We start from the raw sequence: 16,120 nt of genomic DNA on the forward strand, positions 1-16,120 counted from the left end.
CAAAGTTTTGAGGGTTGAGGTTTGAGAGTTAAGTGTCAAATGCTTTTGGCTAAAACATCAAGCTCAAAAGAGATTCCCACATTGACCAAGTGAGGACAATACCCAGCACACCAACGCCAATGAGAATGGTCAACATATACGCTTGAGATTGACCTGAAACGCTATATTTCAAACTTTCACCACTAAAAATAGAAGCTAGTCCAACCAGATTGACAACGCCATCGACAATGTAGCGATCGAACCATGCACTAAATTGTGAAATGGTGCTGACGACAAAAACGACGGTGACGCGATAGAGGCGATCGACGTAAAAATCATACGCCAGCAAATCCTGTGCAAATCGCAAAGGTGCTTGAATCGGTCTCGACCAGTTATAGTTCAGCGTGATAGTGGCTCCCAAGATCAGACCAGCTAACCCTGAGCCAACCAGCATTATCGAAGCGGGCCCATTCAAATAGCGCCAGTTGGGTAACACCGCCAGCTTTTGCAAAATTAAGGGAATCGTCAACGTAAAGACGGTCAGCGTCACCAGCGGCACCGCCATCGTCCAGGGCACTTCAGGCGCACGACGAGTTTTAGGCTTCGAGTTGCCCAGAAACACCAGACGAAAGACGCGAGTTAAATTTAAAGCGCTCAAAGCGTTGGTTGCCAAAACGACGATCACAAGCCAGGGCTGGTCATACCAAAAGTCATCCAGTCCGCGCTCTAAGGCCCAAAATCCGCCGAGGGGAAGTAGCCCAATCAAGCCCGCCGAACCCACGACAAACGCTGATGTAGTGGCTGGCATCTTTGACCACAAGCCGCCCAATTCAGTAATATCCTGACAGCTTGTTGTAGCAATGACCGATCCAGTACTCATAAACAGCAATGCTTTCGCGATCGCGTGAGCAAACAACAACAACAGTGCAAATCCTGACCAATTCATGCCCACCGCGACAAAAACCAATCCCAGGTAGGCGCTCGTGGAATGGGAAAGGGCCCGCTTCATGTCAATCTGAGCGATCGCGACGAGAGAAGCCCCGATCGCCGTCATCGACCCTAACACCACCAGCGCGGTCGAAGCCACAGGCGACAAAATTAGAATTGGCTGGAGCTTGATCAACACATAGGCCCCGCAGCCAACGACAACAGAATTTCTCAGAATCGAAGCAGGGTTGGGCCCTTCCATCGCTTCATCTAGCCACAGGTGCAGGGGGAATTGGGCACATTTCCCGATCGGGCCCGCAATCAGCGCCACCCCCAATAGAGCCGAAACTGTGGGCGACAGTTCAGCCGTTTCTGCCCAATCGTATAAGTCAGGAAAGTTCATGCTGCCAGCAAACGTGGAAAGCGCCACAACGCCCATCAGTAGCAGAATATCACCGACGCGCTTCGTCAAAAAAGCATCTCGCGCCGCCGTGACTACCAGGGGTTGAGCATACCAAAATCCGACCAGCAGATAAGTCGAGAGGGTCAGCAACTCCAGCAGACAATACGTGAGCAGCAAAGAATCGCTAACAGCTAAACCACTCATCGCCGCTTCAAAAAAGCCCATCAGCGCAAAAAATCGAGCCAGCGCCCAATCTTTCTCCATGTAACCCAGGGCAAACAGTTGCGCCAAAAGACTCAGGCCTGTGATCAGTTCCATCGCGCCCACACTGGTCGAAGAAATGTCTAGCGTGAAAGACAAATCCAGGTCAACCGCTTTGAACCAATGCAGAATCAATTGTTGTGATTCTTGCCCCCAGGTGGCCGTAAACAGGGCTGTGCCGTGAAAAAATGCGATCAGCGTCGTCAAAAGGTTGAAATAAGCGGCGGGCCGTGGGCCAGTATTGCGAATCGCGCCTGTAGACCACGGTAACGTCAGGATCGCACCGAGCAATCCATAACACGGAACCCACCAGCTTGTTTCGATGAGGAACTGTTGCATTGAGTCTGTCCTTCGCCTGAAAAAATCTGCTAAAAACACCCCCCAAGGAGTTCTTGGAGAGCCGAATGGTTATGAAGCTTTAGAAAAGATGTCTTTTAATTTGTCTAAACTTCAGCTTACCGCTTAAACCCACCAAAACACAATGCGATCGCGATGCGGCCGACCGAGAAGCCAAATCATGTAGAAACGTAACTCTATGTGTATAAGTGTGACTTATGTTCAATAAAGTTCTCTATAAAGTGGGTTGAAAAGAGTCTATGATGACTTCTGTAGAATCTTCCAACAAATTTAAGACTTCCTTCGGTACGTGGTGGGAACTTCAGACTTTGAATAAGTTTAGATTATCCCTAAGATTTGCAACAATCATTAAAGGTTATATTGTCAAGTGTGTCACCCACCCCATATTCTTAATAAAGAACACAGTGGAAGCCTTGATAAAACTTGAAATGATGGATGGCCCCGTCCACAAACTTTCTTGGATTTAGGTAATTAGTTTCACTTATCAGGAGTTTAGAAATGCCGATCGCTGTGGGAATGATTGAGACGCTGGGGTTTCCGGCTGTTGTAGAAGCCGCAGACGCAATGGTGAAGGCCGCCCGCGTCACGCTGGTAGGCTACGAAAAGATTGGTAGCGGTCGCGTCACGGTGATCATCCGGGGAGACGTTTCTGAGGTGCAAGCCTCGATCGCCGCTGGGATTGAGAACGTCAAGCGCGTAAACGGGGGACAAGTCCTGTCTACCCACATCATCGCTCGCCCCAATGAAAACCTGGAATATGTCTTGCCAATTCGATATACCGAAGCGGTTGAGCAATTCCGAAGTTAGAGGATGGACTAGGGACATCAGACCTGCAACATTAGACTCCAGAGCATTCAGATACATGAGTGAGCAAAAAGTCTAAAGCCTAAAGTCCGATGACCAGGCGACTCGCGATCAAGTTCGATGTTTAGAAACAGATTGGAAGGGAGAATTAACGATGGCTATTGCAGTTGGCATGATTGAGACCTTGGGCTTCCCCGCAGTGGTAGAAGCCGCAGACGCAATGGTGAAAGCCGCTCGCGTCACGCTGGTAGGCTACGAAAAGATCGGAAGCGGTCGCGTTACAGTAATTGTGCGCGGTGACGTGTCCGAAGTTCAAGCGTCCGTGGCTGCTGGGATTGAGAACGTCAAGCGCGTGAACGGGGGACAAGTCTTGTCTACCCACATCATTGCTCGTCCTCACGAAAACCTGGAATATGTGCTGCCGATTCGATACACCGAGGCAGTTGAGCCGTTCCGTGAGAGCGTGAGTGGCATTCGCCCGCTTAACCGTCCATAACGCCTGATGCACATTGCCAAAGTTCGCGGCACCGTTGTCAGTACCCAAAAAGAACCCAGTCTTAGAGGCGTAAAGTTTTTGCTCTTACAACTCTTAGACGAGGCAGGGCAGCCGCTCCAAGAATTTGAGGTGGCTGCTGACAACGTAGGAGCAGGGGTAGACGAATGGGTTTTGGTGAGCCGTGGGAGTGCTGCCCGTCAGGTTCCTGGAAGTGAACAGCGTCCTGTTGATGCTGCGGTGGTTGCCATTATTGACACCGTGAGTGTGGATGGGCGATCGCTCTACAACAAAGGAACCCACTACTAGAAATCCTTTCAAACGTCGCTGCGTCTCGACCCGTCAGGGCAACTCAGAAACGGAGCGAAAAAGGTTTGAACTCATGCTTTTGATTTAACTTCAGACCCGCGCAGAATGCGATCGCAGTCAACTCCCCGCAAGCCTGCGATCGATCTGGCGCTTTCCAGTTAGGAGAAATTTTGTTATGGCAGTCCGTAGTTATGCGGCTCCGCCCACCCCCTGGTCACAGAGTCTCGCTGAACCTCAAATTCATCACACCGCTTACGTTCACTCGTTTTCCAACATCATCGGAGATGTGCGGGTGGGCGAAGATGTGATGATTGCGCCGGGTACGTCGATTCGGGCAGATGAAGGGCACCCGTTTTATATTGGTGACGACACAAATATCCAGGATGGAGTCGTCATGCACGGGCTGGAGCAGGGTCGAGTCGCGGGAGATGATGGCGAAGCCTATTCGATCTGGGTCGGTAGTCGGTCTTCGCTGACACACATGGCGCTAATTCACGGGCCGTGTTATGTGGGCGACGACTGTTTTATTGGGTTTCGCTCGACCGTGTTTAATGCACGAGTGGGCAACGGTTGCGTGGTGATGATGCACGCGCTGGTGCAGGATGTGGAGATTCCGCCTGGAAAGTATGTGCCTTCTGGCGCGGTGATCACCAGTCAGCAGCAGGCCGATCGCCTGCCCAATGTCCAAGAGTCCGATGTCAAGTTTGCGTCTCACATTATTCATATCAATGATGCGCTGCGATCGGGTTATCGCTGTGCCGACAATATCGCTTGTATTGCCCCAATCAGAAACGAAATGGCGAGTCCTACTATGAATCAATCTCCTTCAACTGCCAGTCGTGCCAACGGTTCGGGCAATGGCAGCATCGTCGAACACGTCCGTCAACTGTTGTCTCAAGGCTACAAAATTGGCACCGAACACGCTGACAAGCGGCAGTTTCAAACCAGTTCTTGGAAGACCTGTGCGCCCATTCAATCGACGCGCGAATCCGATGTAATCAATGCGCTTAATGCTTGCCTGGTGCAGCATAGCGGTGAATATGTGCGGCTGATTGGTATTGACTCCAAAGCCAAAAAGCGCGTCCTAGAAACAATTATTCAGCGACCGGGCGAACAAGCTGCCCAACTTGCGTCGAATGGATCTGCTTCTTACAGCGCTTCGTCCTACAGTAACGGGAATGGCCATGCTGCGTCTGGGTCTCTGGATGGGTCGATCGTGGCTCAAGTCCGTCAGGTTCTCAGCAAAGGTGGACGGATTGGGATCGAACACGCCGACAAGCGTCAGTTTCAGACAAGCTCCTGGAAGAGTGCCGCCCCCATTCAAGCGACTCACGAATCGGGTGTAATTGCGGCTCTAGAAGCGGCCATGGCGGAACATCGCGGTGAATATGTGCGCTTGATTGGCATCGACCCCAAGGCCAAAAAACGGCTCTTGGAAACGATCGTTCAGCGTCCCGATGGCAAGCCTGTTGCTCACGGCCACAAGTCGGCGACGAATGGAAATGGGGCAACCGCTTCTCGCGGCAACGTTTCGGTCAGTGCAGGTGGGGGCGTGGCGGATCAGATTCGTCAACTGCTGGGACAGGGAGCCGCGATCGGGCTAGAGTTTGCCGATGAGCGTCGGTTCAAGATCAATTCCTGGAACAGTGCGCCATTGCTCCATGCTCGGTCTGAAGGGGAAGCGATCGCTGCTTTAGAATCCTTTATCGCAGAACACAGCAGTCACTATGTCCGTCTGGTTGGAGTCGATACGCAGGCTAAAAAGCGAGTGTTAGAAACCGTGATTCATCGTCCCGGCAAAACGCCTGAAACTTCTTTGGTTCTCGATCCACCGATGTATGCTCCGCCTGCCGCTAAAAATAACTACTCGACTCCAGCTTCGGGCAGTCAAAAGCTGAGTGGTGAAGTGGTGGATCAGGTGCGTCAACTGGTGCGTCAAGGCGCTCGAATCGGTTTGGAGTATGCGGACGTGCGTCGCTATAAAGGCGGTGCTTGGCAAACGGGTGCTTCGATTCAAGCGGGTTCTGAATCCCAGGCGATCGCCGCGCTCGAATCCGCACTGTCTGAATATGCAGGTCAATACGTCCGTCTGATTGGCACCGATCCCAAGGCAAAACGCCGCGTCGTTGAGCTTGTGATTCAAAAGGCTGGAAAGTAAATAGTTGTGAATTTTGAGTTTTGGGTTTTGCGTGGGCAATCCATTCAGAATTCAGAACTCAAGATTTGGGACTCAAGAATTCTTGAACGATGGATTTTTTGTCGCTGCAATTACGCTCGATCGACACTGCTCATTATTTTGTGAGTGGGGATGTCACGATTCAAGCAGGAAGTGCGATCGGGTCGGGCGTTTTGATTCAAGCTGATCCTGGTAGCCGCGTTGTGATTGGTACTGGGGTTTGTATTGGGCTTGGCTCTGTGATTCACGCGCATGGGGGAACGATCGAGATTCAGGAAGGTGCCAACATTGGGGCGGGGGCGCTGCTGGTGGGCGCAATGAAAATTGGGGCGCGTGCCTGTATTGGATCTGCCTCGACGCTGCTCGATAGTTCTGTGGAAGCGGGCAGTCTGGTGCCGTCGGGGTCGCTGCTGGGCGATCGTAGCCGTCCTCACACTGAACTTCAAGTCACAGACACACAACCGATTTCTGAACCGCCCATCCAACCGACTGTGACGGTCGATCCCTGGACAGATGAGCCTGTGGTTGAAGAGAAGCTGCCTGAAGAGACGCCGCCTGAAGAGAAACCGCCCGACGCTGAGAAAGTCGCAGAAGTGAATGTTTATGGTCAAACCTACGTCAACAATCTTTTAGTCAGGCTCTTTCCCAATCAGCGAAATCTAAATAATCCTCCTGAGAATGGACATTTGAATGGGAGCTGAGAAGGGCGATTACCCCTTCGGGGAACGACGAAGCAACCGCGGGGATCGTTCTTTCGTTTCAAGTACGCTCAAAACATAGCTCTTCCGAACGGATTATTCCACTTCTACAAATCCTGAAGACCTTAACAAACCAGTTAAGATTGAAGGTAAGAATTGCCCTGTCGTTCCTTCGCTGATGAATCGTTTAGACAGATTTACTGATACCGCATTAGGTCTGGTTTCTACCGAAAGCTTTCCGGCGATCGTGGGCATTGCCGATATGATGCTCAAGTCCTCTGATGTGACGCTGGTGGGTTACGAAAAAACGGGCGGAGGCTTTTGTACTGCTGTAGTGCGGGGTGGTATTTCGGATGTGCGGCTGGCAGTTCAGGAAGGCATTGACTTAGCGGCGCAGTTTGGGCAAAAAGTTTCTACCCTCGTGGTTCCCCGTCCGTTGGCAAATTTGGAAGCAGTGCTACCGATCGGCACCAAACTTGCAGAACTAGCCAAGGGCAAACATGGTAATCCTTTTCGCAATCAAGCGGTCGGCTTACTCGAAACCCGTGGATTTCCGGCTATGGTGGGGGCGGCCGATGCGATGCTCAAATCCGCAGACGTGACGCTGACCGCTTATGAAACGATCGGGTCGGGACTCTGCACCGCGATTATTCGAGGGACGATCGCAAACGTGGCCATGGCGATCGATGTCGGAATGCAAGAAGCCGAGCGAATTGGTGAACTGCATTCTGTGATGGTGATTCCCCGTGCGCTAGAAGATTTGGATGCGACACTCCCATTGGCAAGCTGCTGGATCGAGGAAATGCAGCCGCTTCGATTGCCGATCAATATCAAAGAAGTCGAAAAAGAACTCGTCGCCCTGCCAGAACTTCAGCAAGAACAGCGTCAACTCGCAGAACCTGTACAAACTCCGCTCCAGCTTCCCGAATCCCGACAGATGCAAGTTGAAGAGTTGTTAGAGTTCACAACCCAGGCACCGATCGTAGAGCCACTTCCAACACCCGACCCAGCGATCGAGCCAACCCCAAAACAAGAACTGGATGATGACGAATAGCGTTACACCGCAACGCACTCGTGCTATAAACAAGCGCTGAATAACAAGGAACAGACCCTGCAATTCAGCACTTTTCCGTACTCTGAGCATCGTTCTAGCCATTGTCAAACTTAAAGGCTTGATCCAGGTAAAACTGAACGGCTCCTTTACCAATACGTCTACCAAGCTGCGACCAGGTAAACTGACCGACAAATCCAGCCAGCCCTAGAGCAAACAGCCACGCCAACAGAGGAGACAAGCCAAGCGCTTGCAAACCTGCCCCTAAAAAAACCCACAGTCCAGCGATCGTACCCGTAAAGGGAATCGCCAGTTTGAGCCGCTCCCATCGAGCCAGCTTTTGCGCGGAATGGTTCTTATACCAGGCGTTAATCTCCAGCCTGAGCGTGGCGACAAAGGCCAGTCCTGACGTTGCCCCAATCAAGAGGCCCACCGATAGCAAAACATAGGGGGGATGTTCTGATTTTGAAAAGACAAACTCTTGAAATTGTTGTAGATAGAGATCCCAGTTCATTCTAAAAGCCTCTCGTTTTGAAGAAATTAAATGGACGAGTGAATGCTGTGGATTGGATACGACCAGGGCGTGGAAAGTACGCTCACCCTCTAAATAGTCCCGTATTTCTAACTTAGCGATCGCGCCTCCCACTCGCGTCTGTCTTAAGAGGAGATACCTTTTTCATCTTTGAGAAACAGGCTTGGGTTCAGAAGATTTCTTCAAAAGACTTTTCCTCCTTCGTGAGAAGTCCTTTCTAGTCGGGCACTCTAGTCATGCCAACCTACTGCGCGTTTTACGAATGGCAGATGAATGTGTCCTGCAACGCTCCCAAAAAATCGCTGATCAGCTAGAACAGGATGCCAGCGCAGTCCGGGTAAAAAAGCTGATCATTTACGCCTGCAAAAGCTGGTGGGAGACTGACCCCGATATCCTCAGTGTTATCAACTTAGAGAAATTAGTGTCAGAGTTGCGCCAGCTTCACCCGACCTTGGAGCAACTACAAGCCAGACTCAAAACGCTCGTCGGGACGCTCAACAAAAGAGACGAATACTTTCCGATCGCTCACCTGATCAGCCAAGCAATGGAAGCGCTCTATGACGCTCAATCAGAGTTTGTAGAAGTGACAACGGCCGTTCCTCTTTGCCATCCTCAGATCCAAGAGATCGCCTCCCGGCTACAACAAAATCTCGATCTCAGTCGGATCAAAAAGCTCATGCTCAGTACCGCCCGTAACTATTGGGAAACTGATCCGCTCAAGATTCATCATGCTCAACTACAAGATCTGATCGACGAACTTTGGAAACGCTATCCAACCCTGGAGGAGCTAAGTACAGGACTCGCCGCCGTCGTCAAAATGCTCAACAAACCTGTGGAATATGCTCTGATTGCAGAAACGATTCTTCTGGAGATGCGATCGCTCTACCAAATACAATCCAACCTGCCAACCGATCTGTTGCCTCCTTCGGATCAAGTGACCGCCCCCGACTTGCTCAAGGTAAATCCTCTCCCCATAATCGCGCCCGTCCCTGCCGACCTGATTGATCTGTTTGATCTGCGCTTAGAGATCATCAAATATGCCAATCCGCTCAGGGCAAAAATTTTGTTGTTCTCGATCGTCTATTACCGGTTTTCTTTTTCGCCTCAAGACTGGTCAAACCTGAAACTCTACACGTTAGAAGGTTTATTGAGAAGCTTGACGACAGTGTGTGAGTCGATCGCAGACCTGCAAACCAAACTTCGGGAGACGGCTCAACATCTGAACCAGCCCGACGAATTTGTAGACGTGGCGCACGTTTTGCTCAAATGCCTGAAGCCGAGTTACTCCAAGCTCCAGCAGCAAGTCCAGCAAGCCATGAACGACAACATTACAGACCCCACACAGGCTAGTGCAACTCAAGTTTTGCTAGCAAGTCAGTCTACCCAAATCGAACTGGCTTAAATAGGGAGAACTCTGAACTGCTCACCCTCCTCACCCCTCACTCCTCACTCCTTACCCTTTACCTCCTCACCCTTTACCAAAGAAAATCATGAACGTTCAAGAATTGTTAGAGCGCTATGAATCGGGTGATATGGAGTTTGTCGGTGAAAACCTGAGCGGAGCGAATCTGATGGGAGCCGATTTGATTGGGGCGAATTTGGCTCAGGCTGATCTGCACGGTGCCATTCTAGTTTTAGCGTTTCTGAATCGATCGAACCTGACACGATCGAACCTTTCACACACGCAACTATCCGGTGTAAATCTCAGCCAGTCCACCCTCCACAATGCCAATTTACGAGATGCTGACCTGCACGGGGCTATTCTCTACGGAGCCGATTTGCGCGGGGCGGATCTGGGATTGGCGAACTTATTGGATGCCAACTTGCGAGATGCTGATTTGCGAAACGTCAATTTGAGTGGAGCCGATTTGCGGGGGGCTTGCCTGCGCGGGGCCAACTTGCGAGAAGAGAAACGCACCTACAAAGGCTCCAATTTACGGGGAGCAGACTTGCGCGGAGCCGATCTGCGGGGAGCAAATTTGACGGGGGCTGACCTGAGCCGATCGAATCTAGCAGGCGCAAATCTCAGTGAGGCTAGTTTGAGAGAAGCTGACTTAAGTGAGGCGAATTTGAATCAAGCCATTCTCAAAGATGCTTTTTTGTCAGATGCTAACTTAACCGGGACAACTTTGAGACACGCGAATTTACAGAATTGTCGATTGAATCGATCGGACTTCAGCGAAGCAGATTTGAGCGGAGCAGACTTGAGCGATGTCACTTTGAATGATGCCAAACTGCACAAAACGAATTTTCAAGGGGCGAATTTGTGGCGATCGCGCTTAAATCGAGCTGACCTGAGTCGGGCCAATCTTCGCAACGCCAACCTGATCGAGGCGATTTTGATTCACGCTTATCTAGGTCGAGCCGATTTTCGAGCAGCGAATCTCACGGGAGCAAACCTGGCAAATGCTGAAATCAGTAGTGCCCTACTGGGTGGAGCGATTTTGACAGGAGCCACCTTACCCGATGGCAGCGTTCAAGATTAGCCTCAGTTCGATGCAGTGCACTGGGCGCTTCGAGTTGCTCGAAAGAAGTTCTCACGCTCCCCAAATTCTTTATCAATATCGACTCTTACCCAATTTCTTACGATCTGAAATTGAAGATTACCTGCAAAAACTGGCGTGACACTCAGTTAAGTTGAATTCCTGGGAAGTCATCAACATCTCACAGGGCCATCCAATATTTCAATGCAGGTGCAGCTGTGGATATTTATCGTCGTGCCCGCAATCATGGTTGTCAATTGCCACCAGGTCTTGAGTTTGTAGACAGTTGGGTAGATTTAGACTACCTTCGAGACTTGATTGAGCAACACGATCGCATCATCCTGGGGTGGATTAGAACCGTTAAGATTGAGTGAGATTCTCTAACGTTCAAGCCCATGACTACGCCCGTCGAATTTTTGGATGCCTTTGATATTGTTGTCGTCGGAGCCGGACACTCTGGTTGTGAAGCGGCACTGGCAACGGCGCGATCGGGCTGTCGAACCCTATTACTCACCCTCAACCTTGATAAAATCGCCTGGCAACCCTGCAATCCGGCTGTCGGTGGGCCGGCAAAATCGCAACTCGTGCATGAAGTCGATGCCCTGGGCGGTGAAATGGGTAAGGTGAGCGATCGCACCTACCTGCAAAAACGCATTCTCAACGCATCGAGAGGGCCGGCCGTCTGGGCACTGCGGGCGCAAACCGACAAGCGCGAATATGCCACTGTGATGAAAGGCATTGTCGAAAATCAAGAGAATTTGACCATTCGAGAAGGGATGGCGACAGATCTGGTTTTGGGCGCAAATGACGAAATTATCGGGGTTGAAACCTACTTTGGGGTCGCGTTTCAGTGCAAAGCGGTGGTGCTGACGACGGGAACGTTTCTCGGTGGCAAAATTTGGGTTGGCAACAAATCAATGGATGCCGGACGCGCTGGAGAATTTGCCGCCGTAGGCATGACAGACACCTTGAATCGATTGGGCTTTGAAACCGGACGCTTGAAGACGGGCACACCAGCACGAGTCGATCGCCGCTCCGTCGATTTCACCCAGTTAGAACCGCAGCCCGGAGATTCTGAAGTTCGCTGGTTTAGCTTTGATCCCGATGCCTGGATCGAACGCGAACAAATGCCCTGTCACTTAACGCGCACGACGACTGAAACTCACCGAATTATTCGCGAAAATCTGCATCTTTCTCCCGTTTATGGCGGTTGGGTCGATGCTAAAGGGCCGCGCTACTGTCCCAGTATTGAAGACAAGATTGTGCGCTTTGCCGACAAAGAAAGCCACCAGATTTTTATCGAACCAGAAGGACGCGACACGCCAGAGCTTTACATCCAAGGCTTTTCGACGGGTCTGCCCGAAATGATTCAGCTACAAATGCTGCGATCGCTCCCCGGTCTCGAAAATTGCACCATGCTCCGGCCAGCCTACGCAGTGGAATACGATTATTTGCCCGCAACGCAGTGCTTCCCGACGCTGATGACGAAGAAAGTCGAGGGACTGTTTTGCGCGGGACAAATCAACGGCACCACGGGCTATGAAGAAGCGTCCGCCCAGGGATTAGTCGCGGGCATTAATGCTGCTCGGTTTTGTCGCGACCAGGAAATGATCATTTTCCCCCGTGAGCAAAGCTACATCGGGACGCTAATCGACGATCTGTGTACCAAAGATCTGCGCGAACCGTATCGCATGTTGACCTCGCGATCGGAATACCGTCTCCTTTTACGTTCTGACAATGCCGATCAGCGGCTGACTCCTCTGGGCCGAGAAATTGGCTTGATTGACGACCGTCGTTGGCAACGCTTTACGCGCAAGCAAGCGAATACGATCGCCGAAAAAGAACGATTGCATGAGACACGAGTCAAAGAACAGAGTGAAGCTGGAAAAGCGATCGCATCTTACACTCAACAAGCGATCAAAGGTTCAATCACTTTAGCCGATCTTTTACGACGATCTGGGTTTCACTACAGCGATTTGGAACGACATGGATTAGGAAACGCTGCACTGGATCGATCTGAAAAAGAAGGTGCAGAAATTGACATCAAATATTCAGGCTACATTCAACGCCAACAGCATCAGATTGATCAAATTGCGCGACAAGAACATCGCAAGCTACCACAAGATTTAGATTACGCCACGATTACCACGCTGTCTAAAGAAGCGAGAGAGAAGTTGGCAAAAGTGCAACCCTTAACGATCGGGCAGGCTACCCGCATCGGAGGAGTCAACCCAGCCGATGTCAATGCGTTACTCATTTACCTGAAAGTGCAAGCCCGTCAAGCCGTAGAGGTGATTGTATGATTGCCTACACCATTAACTTTGATCCGATCGTTCGCCTAACTGACGACCAGTTTTATCAGCTTTGCCGCGCCAATCCAGACATAAAATTTGAACGCAATCCCAAAGGAGAACTACTGATTATGCCCCCGACAGGTGGAGAAACCGGAAGAGGAAACGCTAAATTAACGAGCCGATTTGTCGTGTGGAATGAGCAAACTGACCTCGGTGAAGTATTCGATTCTTCCACCTGCTTCAAGTTGCCAAATGGCGCAAGTCGTTCTCCTGATGTCGCGTGGATTCGTCGCGATCGCTGGGATACTCTCACGCCTGACCAAAAGGAAAAATTTCCACCGATCGCGCCCGATTTTGTTTTAGAACTGCTTTCACCAACCGATAGTTTGAAAGAAACTCAAGCCAAGATGCAAGAGTACATGGCTGGCGGGGTTAAACTAGGCTGGCTGATCGATCCCAAGTCTCAGCGAGTGGAGATTTATCGCCCAGATCAAGACCCCGAAATTCTAGAATCTCCAGCAACGCTCTCAGGTGAAACAGTCTTAATTGGATTTAGCCTCGACCTCAAAACAATCTGGTAAAACAACCTGGTACAGCAATTTGAGCGCCCGCTCGATCGCGGCTCTCTCAGTAAAACGTTCCCTACAATCAATTTTCGCGATATCTGGCAGTTATCGAAGAAATTTTCACAAATTCATCCCGATTTACCTATCTACTCCGGAAGATCTCACCAACAGGCGAAGAAAGGAAGCATCAGCTTAAATGCTGTAGTTTTTCGTACTTTAAAGCTTCCGTTAGTCATTCAACGGTGAGGGTGGAGAGATGCTGGCACAAGACACAACGTTTGGGTTCAATGTACCGGGTAGCAATACCACGATCGAGATTTCCGCAGAAGGACTTCGAGAAATTTTAGGACAAGTTGAGGGAGAACTGTACCGCAGTGAAGTGTATCGTCGTGCCCTCAGTAATTTGCAGAAGATGCCTGTCAAAGGGGCAGAAAGCGCTCAGTTTTTGATGAAAGCGATCGGGCGCGAGGCTATTCGCTTGACGCTGCGACATTTTGTTCAAACCAGAGAAACCCCAGATCATGGCATCCGAGGAGCCGACGATCGCGAGGTGGATGAGTTTCCGGTGGCCGCCTTTTCTCGTGCCCTGGGTTCTCGATTGGCAACACTCCCTCTACCGACCGTCGAAGTGGTCGAAACTGCACCCGTACCCGAAGCAGCAACTCCTACCTTCACAAACCCGGTCTCGGCAATCGCTCAAAAAGTTGCTCCCAAAAAGTCATACAAAAAGCGGTCTCTAGCCGATCTCGCAGAACAGGCCGCCCAAGAAAGACTGGTCGGTTTGCAGCAGATTGGGGAGCAGATCAAGGCGGCAAGAGAAGCGCGATCGATGTCTCTGTCTCAGCTACATAACAAAACAATGGTGCCCATGCATCAACTGCTGGCGTTGGAGTCGGGGCAAGGCATTCATTTGCCAGAAGATGTCTATTTGAGAGGATTCATCAAACGAATCGGCACCGCTCTAGACCTCGATAGTGCCAAGTTGCTGGCGGTTCTTCCGACACCCGATCCGACTCAAGCGATTTTGCCCTCCTGGTATCATCCCCAGACAAAATCAAGCGGTATCAAAGGGTTGGCGGTTCAACCTCTCCATCTTTATGTCGGCTATGCGGCGCTAATGGCAGGCGGTCTTGTCTGGCTCTCTCACCAACAAACTCCCGAAACGCCTCCTGGTGCAATTCAACTTGATGCTCCAAATGTCAAACTTTCGCCCCAGTCTAATCAGCCTCACAGTATAAATTCGGGGTCAAACATTGCGCCGCCAGAAAGGTTTTGAGGAGGCGAGGAGGTGAGGTGTGAAGAAGCCCCAAGTCCAAAGACTGAAACGCATTCAAATCAAAGCTCTTCATCCCTCATCCCTCACGCGAAGCGGATTACCCCAAAGGGGGCAACAGATCATCGAAGTTCTCCCTCATCCCTGATATTGAACGCGGTAAATCCGATCGTTCCCTTCTTCCGTAAACAAGAGGCTGCCGTCTGGAAGGGTCAACAATCCAACGGGTCGGCCCCAGGTTGTCGGAGCGGTGGGATCGAGCAGGAAGCCTGTGACAAAATCTTCGTAATAGCCCTGGGGACGACCTTCTGCGTTAAAGGGGACGAAGACAATTTTGTATCCGGTGCCCTGGCTGCGATTCCATGACCCTCTAAAGGCGGCAAATGCTCCGTTGCGATATTTTTGAGGAAAGGTTTTGCCGTCGTAAAAGCTCAATCCTAGAGCGGCAGAATGCGCCTCAAACAAAACATCTGGGGTGCGAGTTTTGCTGGCCAGATCGGGACGAACGCTTTTACCATTTTGCGCCTGACGGGGATCGAGGCGATCGTTTCTCAAATAGGCGTAAGGCCAACCGTAAAACTCACCTGATCGAATGCGAGTTAGATAGTCGGGCACCAGTTCGTCTCCCAGTCCATCGCGCTCATTGACGGTGGTGTAGAGTTCTTGAGTCTGTGGGTGAAAGTCCAAGCCGACCGGGTTGCGAAGTCCGGAGGCAAAGTTTTGGCGACCTGATCCGTCGAGATTCATCACTTGCACGGAGGCGCGGGGGAGCGGTTCTTGATCGACATTGGTGCCAGAACCGATCGAGACAAACAGCCGTTTACCATCGGGGGCAGCGACGACATTTCTTGTCCAGTGATTGTTGTAGCCTTGGGCGGGGAGGTCAGCGATTTGTTGCCCGGTGCCCGTGATTTGTTCTTGTCCTTTCTGGTAGGGAAATTTGAGAACGGCATCGGTGTTGCCCAGAAAAAAAGAATCTCCTGCAAAAGCCATCCCAAGCGGACGATTTAACCCATTGCTTGCGGTTGCAAAGGTTTTTTTGACTTCTGCTACTCCATCCCCATTGGCATCGCGCAACAGTCGAATTTGATTGTCAGGCGTTTCGGTGACCAAGACATCTCCTGATGGAGTCAAGGCCAGCCAGCGTGGGCGGTTTAGCCCTTCTGCAAAGACATTCACCACAAATCCGGGCGGCACGCTCAAAATCGGATTGTTGGGAACGGGGACGACGCGGGGCGATTTTGAGGCGCTTTCGCTGGCGTAGGGCTGAGGAAGCTGGTCGATCGTAATCCGAATTGGCTGAGGAGATAGGGGTTCTGTCCGAATGGCGTTGGCGGGACGACTAGCAGGACTTTGAGCAACCTGAGCGGGGGAAGGCGAGGCCGAATTTTTGGAGGGCGGTTGCGTGATCGTTTGTCCGATCGACAGGGCATCACAAGCCGCTAAACTTGCCAATAATGGGAGACAGAGCGATCGAGCCGCAAATTTCCACTGCATCATTTATCTGAATTACT

General features: G+C 51.1%; 15 protein-coding genes. 12 read left to right on the forward strand and 3 right to left on the reverse strand.

What is annotated here, in order from left to right; all coding sequences use genetic code 11:
• Positions 1-49: 49 nt before the first annotated feature.
• A complete protein-coding gene (locus tag ACJ2PR_RS15885; protein ID WP_446877715.1) occupies positions 50-1,909 on the reverse strand; it encodes an NAD(P)H-quinone oxidoreductase subunit F in 1,860 nt (619 codons plus the stop codon).
• Between the two features lie 516 nt (positions 1,910-2,425).
• On the opposite strand from ACJ2PR_RS15885, the gene ACJ2PR_RS15890 reads away from it, so the two are divergent.
• The 6 genes from ACJ2PR_RS15890 (at position 2,426) to ACJ2PR_RS15915 (ending at position 7,461) form a co-directional block, all read left to right on the forward strand.
• The gene (locus ACJ2PR_RS15890) at positions 2,426-2,734 is read left to right on the forward strand and encodes a carbon dioxide-concentrating mechanism protein CcmK (RefSeq protein WP_446858632.1); all 309 of its coding nucleotides are present in this window, start codon (positions 2,426-2,428) and stop codon (positions 2,732-2,734) included.
• 151 nt (positions 2,735-2,885) lie between these two features.
• Positions 2,886-3,227 carry a carbon dioxide-concentrating mechanism protein CcmK gene (locus ACJ2PR_RS15895; protein WP_017290237.1) on the forward strand — a complete coding sequence of 114 codons (342 nt, stop codon included), beginning with the start codon at positions 2,886-2,888 and terminating at the stop codon, positions 3,225-3,227.
• A gap of 6 nt (positions 3,228-3,233) precedes the next feature.
• Positions 3,234-3,533 carry a EutN/CcmL family microcompartment protein gene (locus tag ACJ2PR_RS15900; protein WP_446877716.1) on the forward strand — a complete coding sequence of 100 codons (300 nt, stop codon included), beginning with the start codon at positions 3,234-3,236 and terminating at the stop codon, positions 3,531-3,533.
• A 175-nt stretch (positions 3,534-3,708) separates the two neighbouring features.
• A complete protein-coding gene (locus ACJ2PR_RS15905; protein ID WP_446877717.1) occupies positions 3,709-5,691 on the forward strand; it encodes a ribulose bisphosphate carboxylase small subunit in 1,983 nt (660 codons plus the stop codon).
• A gap of 89 nt (positions 5,692-5,780) precedes the next feature.
• Positions 5,781-6,410, forward strand: coding sequence for a hypothetical protein (locus ACJ2PR_RS15910; protein ID WP_446877718.1), 630 nt, complete (start codon positions 5,781-5,783; stop codon positions 6,408-6,410).
• Between the two features lie 175 nt (positions 6,411-6,585).
• Complete coding sequence (locus ACJ2PR_RS15915; RefSeq protein WP_446877719.1) at positions 6,586-7,461, forward strand: carbon dioxide-concentrating mechanism protein CcmK; 876 nt, start codon at positions 6,586-6,588, stop codon at positions 7,459-7,461.
• A gap of 94 nt (positions 7,462-7,555) precedes the next feature.
• Here ACJ2PR_RS15915 and ACJ2PR_RS15920 read toward each other — a convergent pair whose 3' ends face one another.
• The gene (locus tag ACJ2PR_RS15920) at positions 7,556-7,972 is read right to left on the reverse strand and encodes a hypothetical protein (RefSeq protein WP_446877720.1); all 417 of its coding nucleotides are present in this window, start codon (positions 7,970-7,972) and stop codon (positions 7,556-7,558) included.
• 280 nt (positions 7,973-8,252) lie between these two features.
• Between ACJ2PR_RS15920 and ACJ2PR_RS15925 the strand changes: the two genes are divergently transcribed.
• From ACJ2PR_RS15925 to ACJ2PR_RS15950, 6 genes are all read left to right on the forward strand, one after another.
• Complete coding sequence (locus tag ACJ2PR_RS15925) at positions 8,253-9,392, forward strand: hypothetical protein (RefSeq protein ID WP_446877721.1); 1,140 nt, start codon at positions 8,253-8,255, stop codon at positions 9,390-9,392.
• A gap of 88 nt (positions 9,393-9,480) precedes the next feature.
• Positions 9,481-10,476, forward strand: a complete 996-nt coding sequence (locus ACJ2PR_RS15930) for a pentapeptide repeat-containing protein (protein WP_446877722.1) — start codon at positions 9,481-9,483, stop codon at positions 10,474-10,476.
• Between the two features lie 215 nt (positions 10,477-10,691).
• Entirely contained in the window at positions 10,692-10,847 is a 156-nt protein-coding gene (locus tag ACJ2PR_RS15935) for a hypothetical protein (protein ID WP_446877723.1), read from the forward strand.
• Between the two features lie 21 nt (positions 10,848-10,868).
• A complete protein-coding gene (gene mnmG, locus ACJ2PR_RS15940; RefSeq protein ID WP_446877724.1) occupies positions 10,869-12,776 on the forward strand; it encodes a tRNA uridine-5-carboxymethylaminomethyl(34) synthesis enzyme MnmG in 1,908 nt (635 codons plus the stop codon).
• Positions 12,773-13,348: a Uma2 family endonuclease gene (locus tag ACJ2PR_RS15945; protein WP_446877725.1), complete on the forward strand. Its 576-nt coding sequence runs from the start codon at positions 12,773-12,775 to the stop codon at positions 13,346-13,348. The genes mnmG and ACJ2PR_RS15945 overlap by 4 nt, the downstream gene beginning before the upstream one ends.
• 241 nt (positions 13,349-13,589) lie before the next feature.
• Positions 13,590-14,609, forward strand: a complete 1,020-nt coding sequence (locus ACJ2PR_RS15950) for a helix-turn-helix domain-containing protein (RefSeq protein WP_446858617.1) — start codon at positions 13,590-13,592, stop codon at positions 14,607-14,609.
• Between the two features lie 135 nt (positions 14,610-14,744).
• Here ACJ2PR_RS15950 and ACJ2PR_RS15955 read toward each other — a convergent pair whose 3' ends face one another.
• Positions 14,745-16,106: a PQQ-dependent sugar dehydrogenase gene (locus tag ACJ2PR_RS15955; protein WP_446877726.1), complete on the reverse strand. Its 1,362-nt coding sequence runs from the start codon at positions 16,104-16,106 to the stop codon at positions 14,745-14,747.
• Positions 16,107-16,120 lie beyond the last annotated feature (14 nt).

The sequence above is a fragment of the Phormidesmis sp. 146-33 genome (assembly GCF_052939515.1).

What these genes read in the sequence shown, in the direction of transcription:
- ACJ2PR_RS15950 (WP_446858617.1), top strand. Translation starts at nt 13,590, where the DNA reads ATGCTGGCACAAGACACAACGTTTGGGTTCAATGTACCGGGTAGCAAT.
- ACJ2PR_RS15910 (WP_446877718.1), top strand. Translation starts at nt 5,781, where the DNA reads ATGGATTTTTTGTCGCTGCAATTACGCTCGATCGACACTGCTCATTAT.
- mnmG (WP_446877724.1), top strand. Translation starts at nt 10,869, where the DNA reads ATGACTACGCCCGTCGAATTTTTGGATGCCTTTGATATTGTTGTCGTC.
- ACJ2PR_RS15925 (WP_446877721.1), top strand. Translation starts at nt 8,253, where the DNA reads ATGGCAGATGAATGTGTCCTGCAACGCTCCCAAAAAATCGCTGATCAG.
- ACJ2PR_RS15920 (WP_446877720.1), bottom strand. Translation starts at nt 7,972, where the DNA reads ATGAACTGGGATCTCTATCTACAACAATTTCAAGAGTTTGTCTTTTCA.
- ACJ2PR_RS15930 (WP_446877722.1), top strand. Translation starts at nt 9,481, where the DNA reads ATGAACGTTCAAGAATTGTTAGAGCGCTATGAATCGGGTGATATGGAG.
- ACJ2PR_RS15885 (WP_446877715.1), bottom strand. Translation starts at nt 1,909, where the DNA reads ATGCAACAGTTCCTCATCGAAACAAGCTGGTGGGTTCCGTGTTATGGA.
- ACJ2PR_RS15900 (WP_446877716.1), top strand. Translation starts at nt 3,234, where the DNA reads ATGCACATTGCCAAAGTTCGCGGCACCGTTGTCAGTACCCAAAAAGAA.
- ACJ2PR_RS15945 (WP_446877725.1), top strand. Translation starts at nt 12,773, where the DNA reads ATGATTGCCTACACCATTAACTTTGATCCGATCGTTCGCCTAACTGAC.
- ACJ2PR_RS15915 (WP_446877719.1), top strand. Translation starts at nt 6,586, where the DNA reads ATGAATCGTTTAGACAGATTTACTGATACCGCATTAGGTCTGGTTTCT.
- ACJ2PR_RS15905 (WP_446877717.1), top strand. Translation starts at nt 3,709, where the DNA reads ATGGCAGTCCGTAGTTATGCGGCTCCGCCCACCCCCTGGTCACAGAGT.
- ACJ2PR_RS15955 (WP_446877726.1), bottom strand. Translation starts at nt 16,106, where the DNA reads ATGATGCAGTGGAAATTTGCGGCTCGATCGCTCTGTCTCCCATTATTG.
- ACJ2PR_RS15890 (WP_446858632.1), top strand. Translation starts at nt 2,426, where the DNA reads ATGCCGATCGCTGTGGGAATGATTGAGACGCTGGGGTTTCCGGCTGTT.
- ACJ2PR_RS15895 (WP_017290237.1), top strand. Translation starts at nt 2,886, where the DNA reads ATGGCTATTGCAGTTGGCATGATTGAGACCTTGGGCTTCCCCGCAGTG.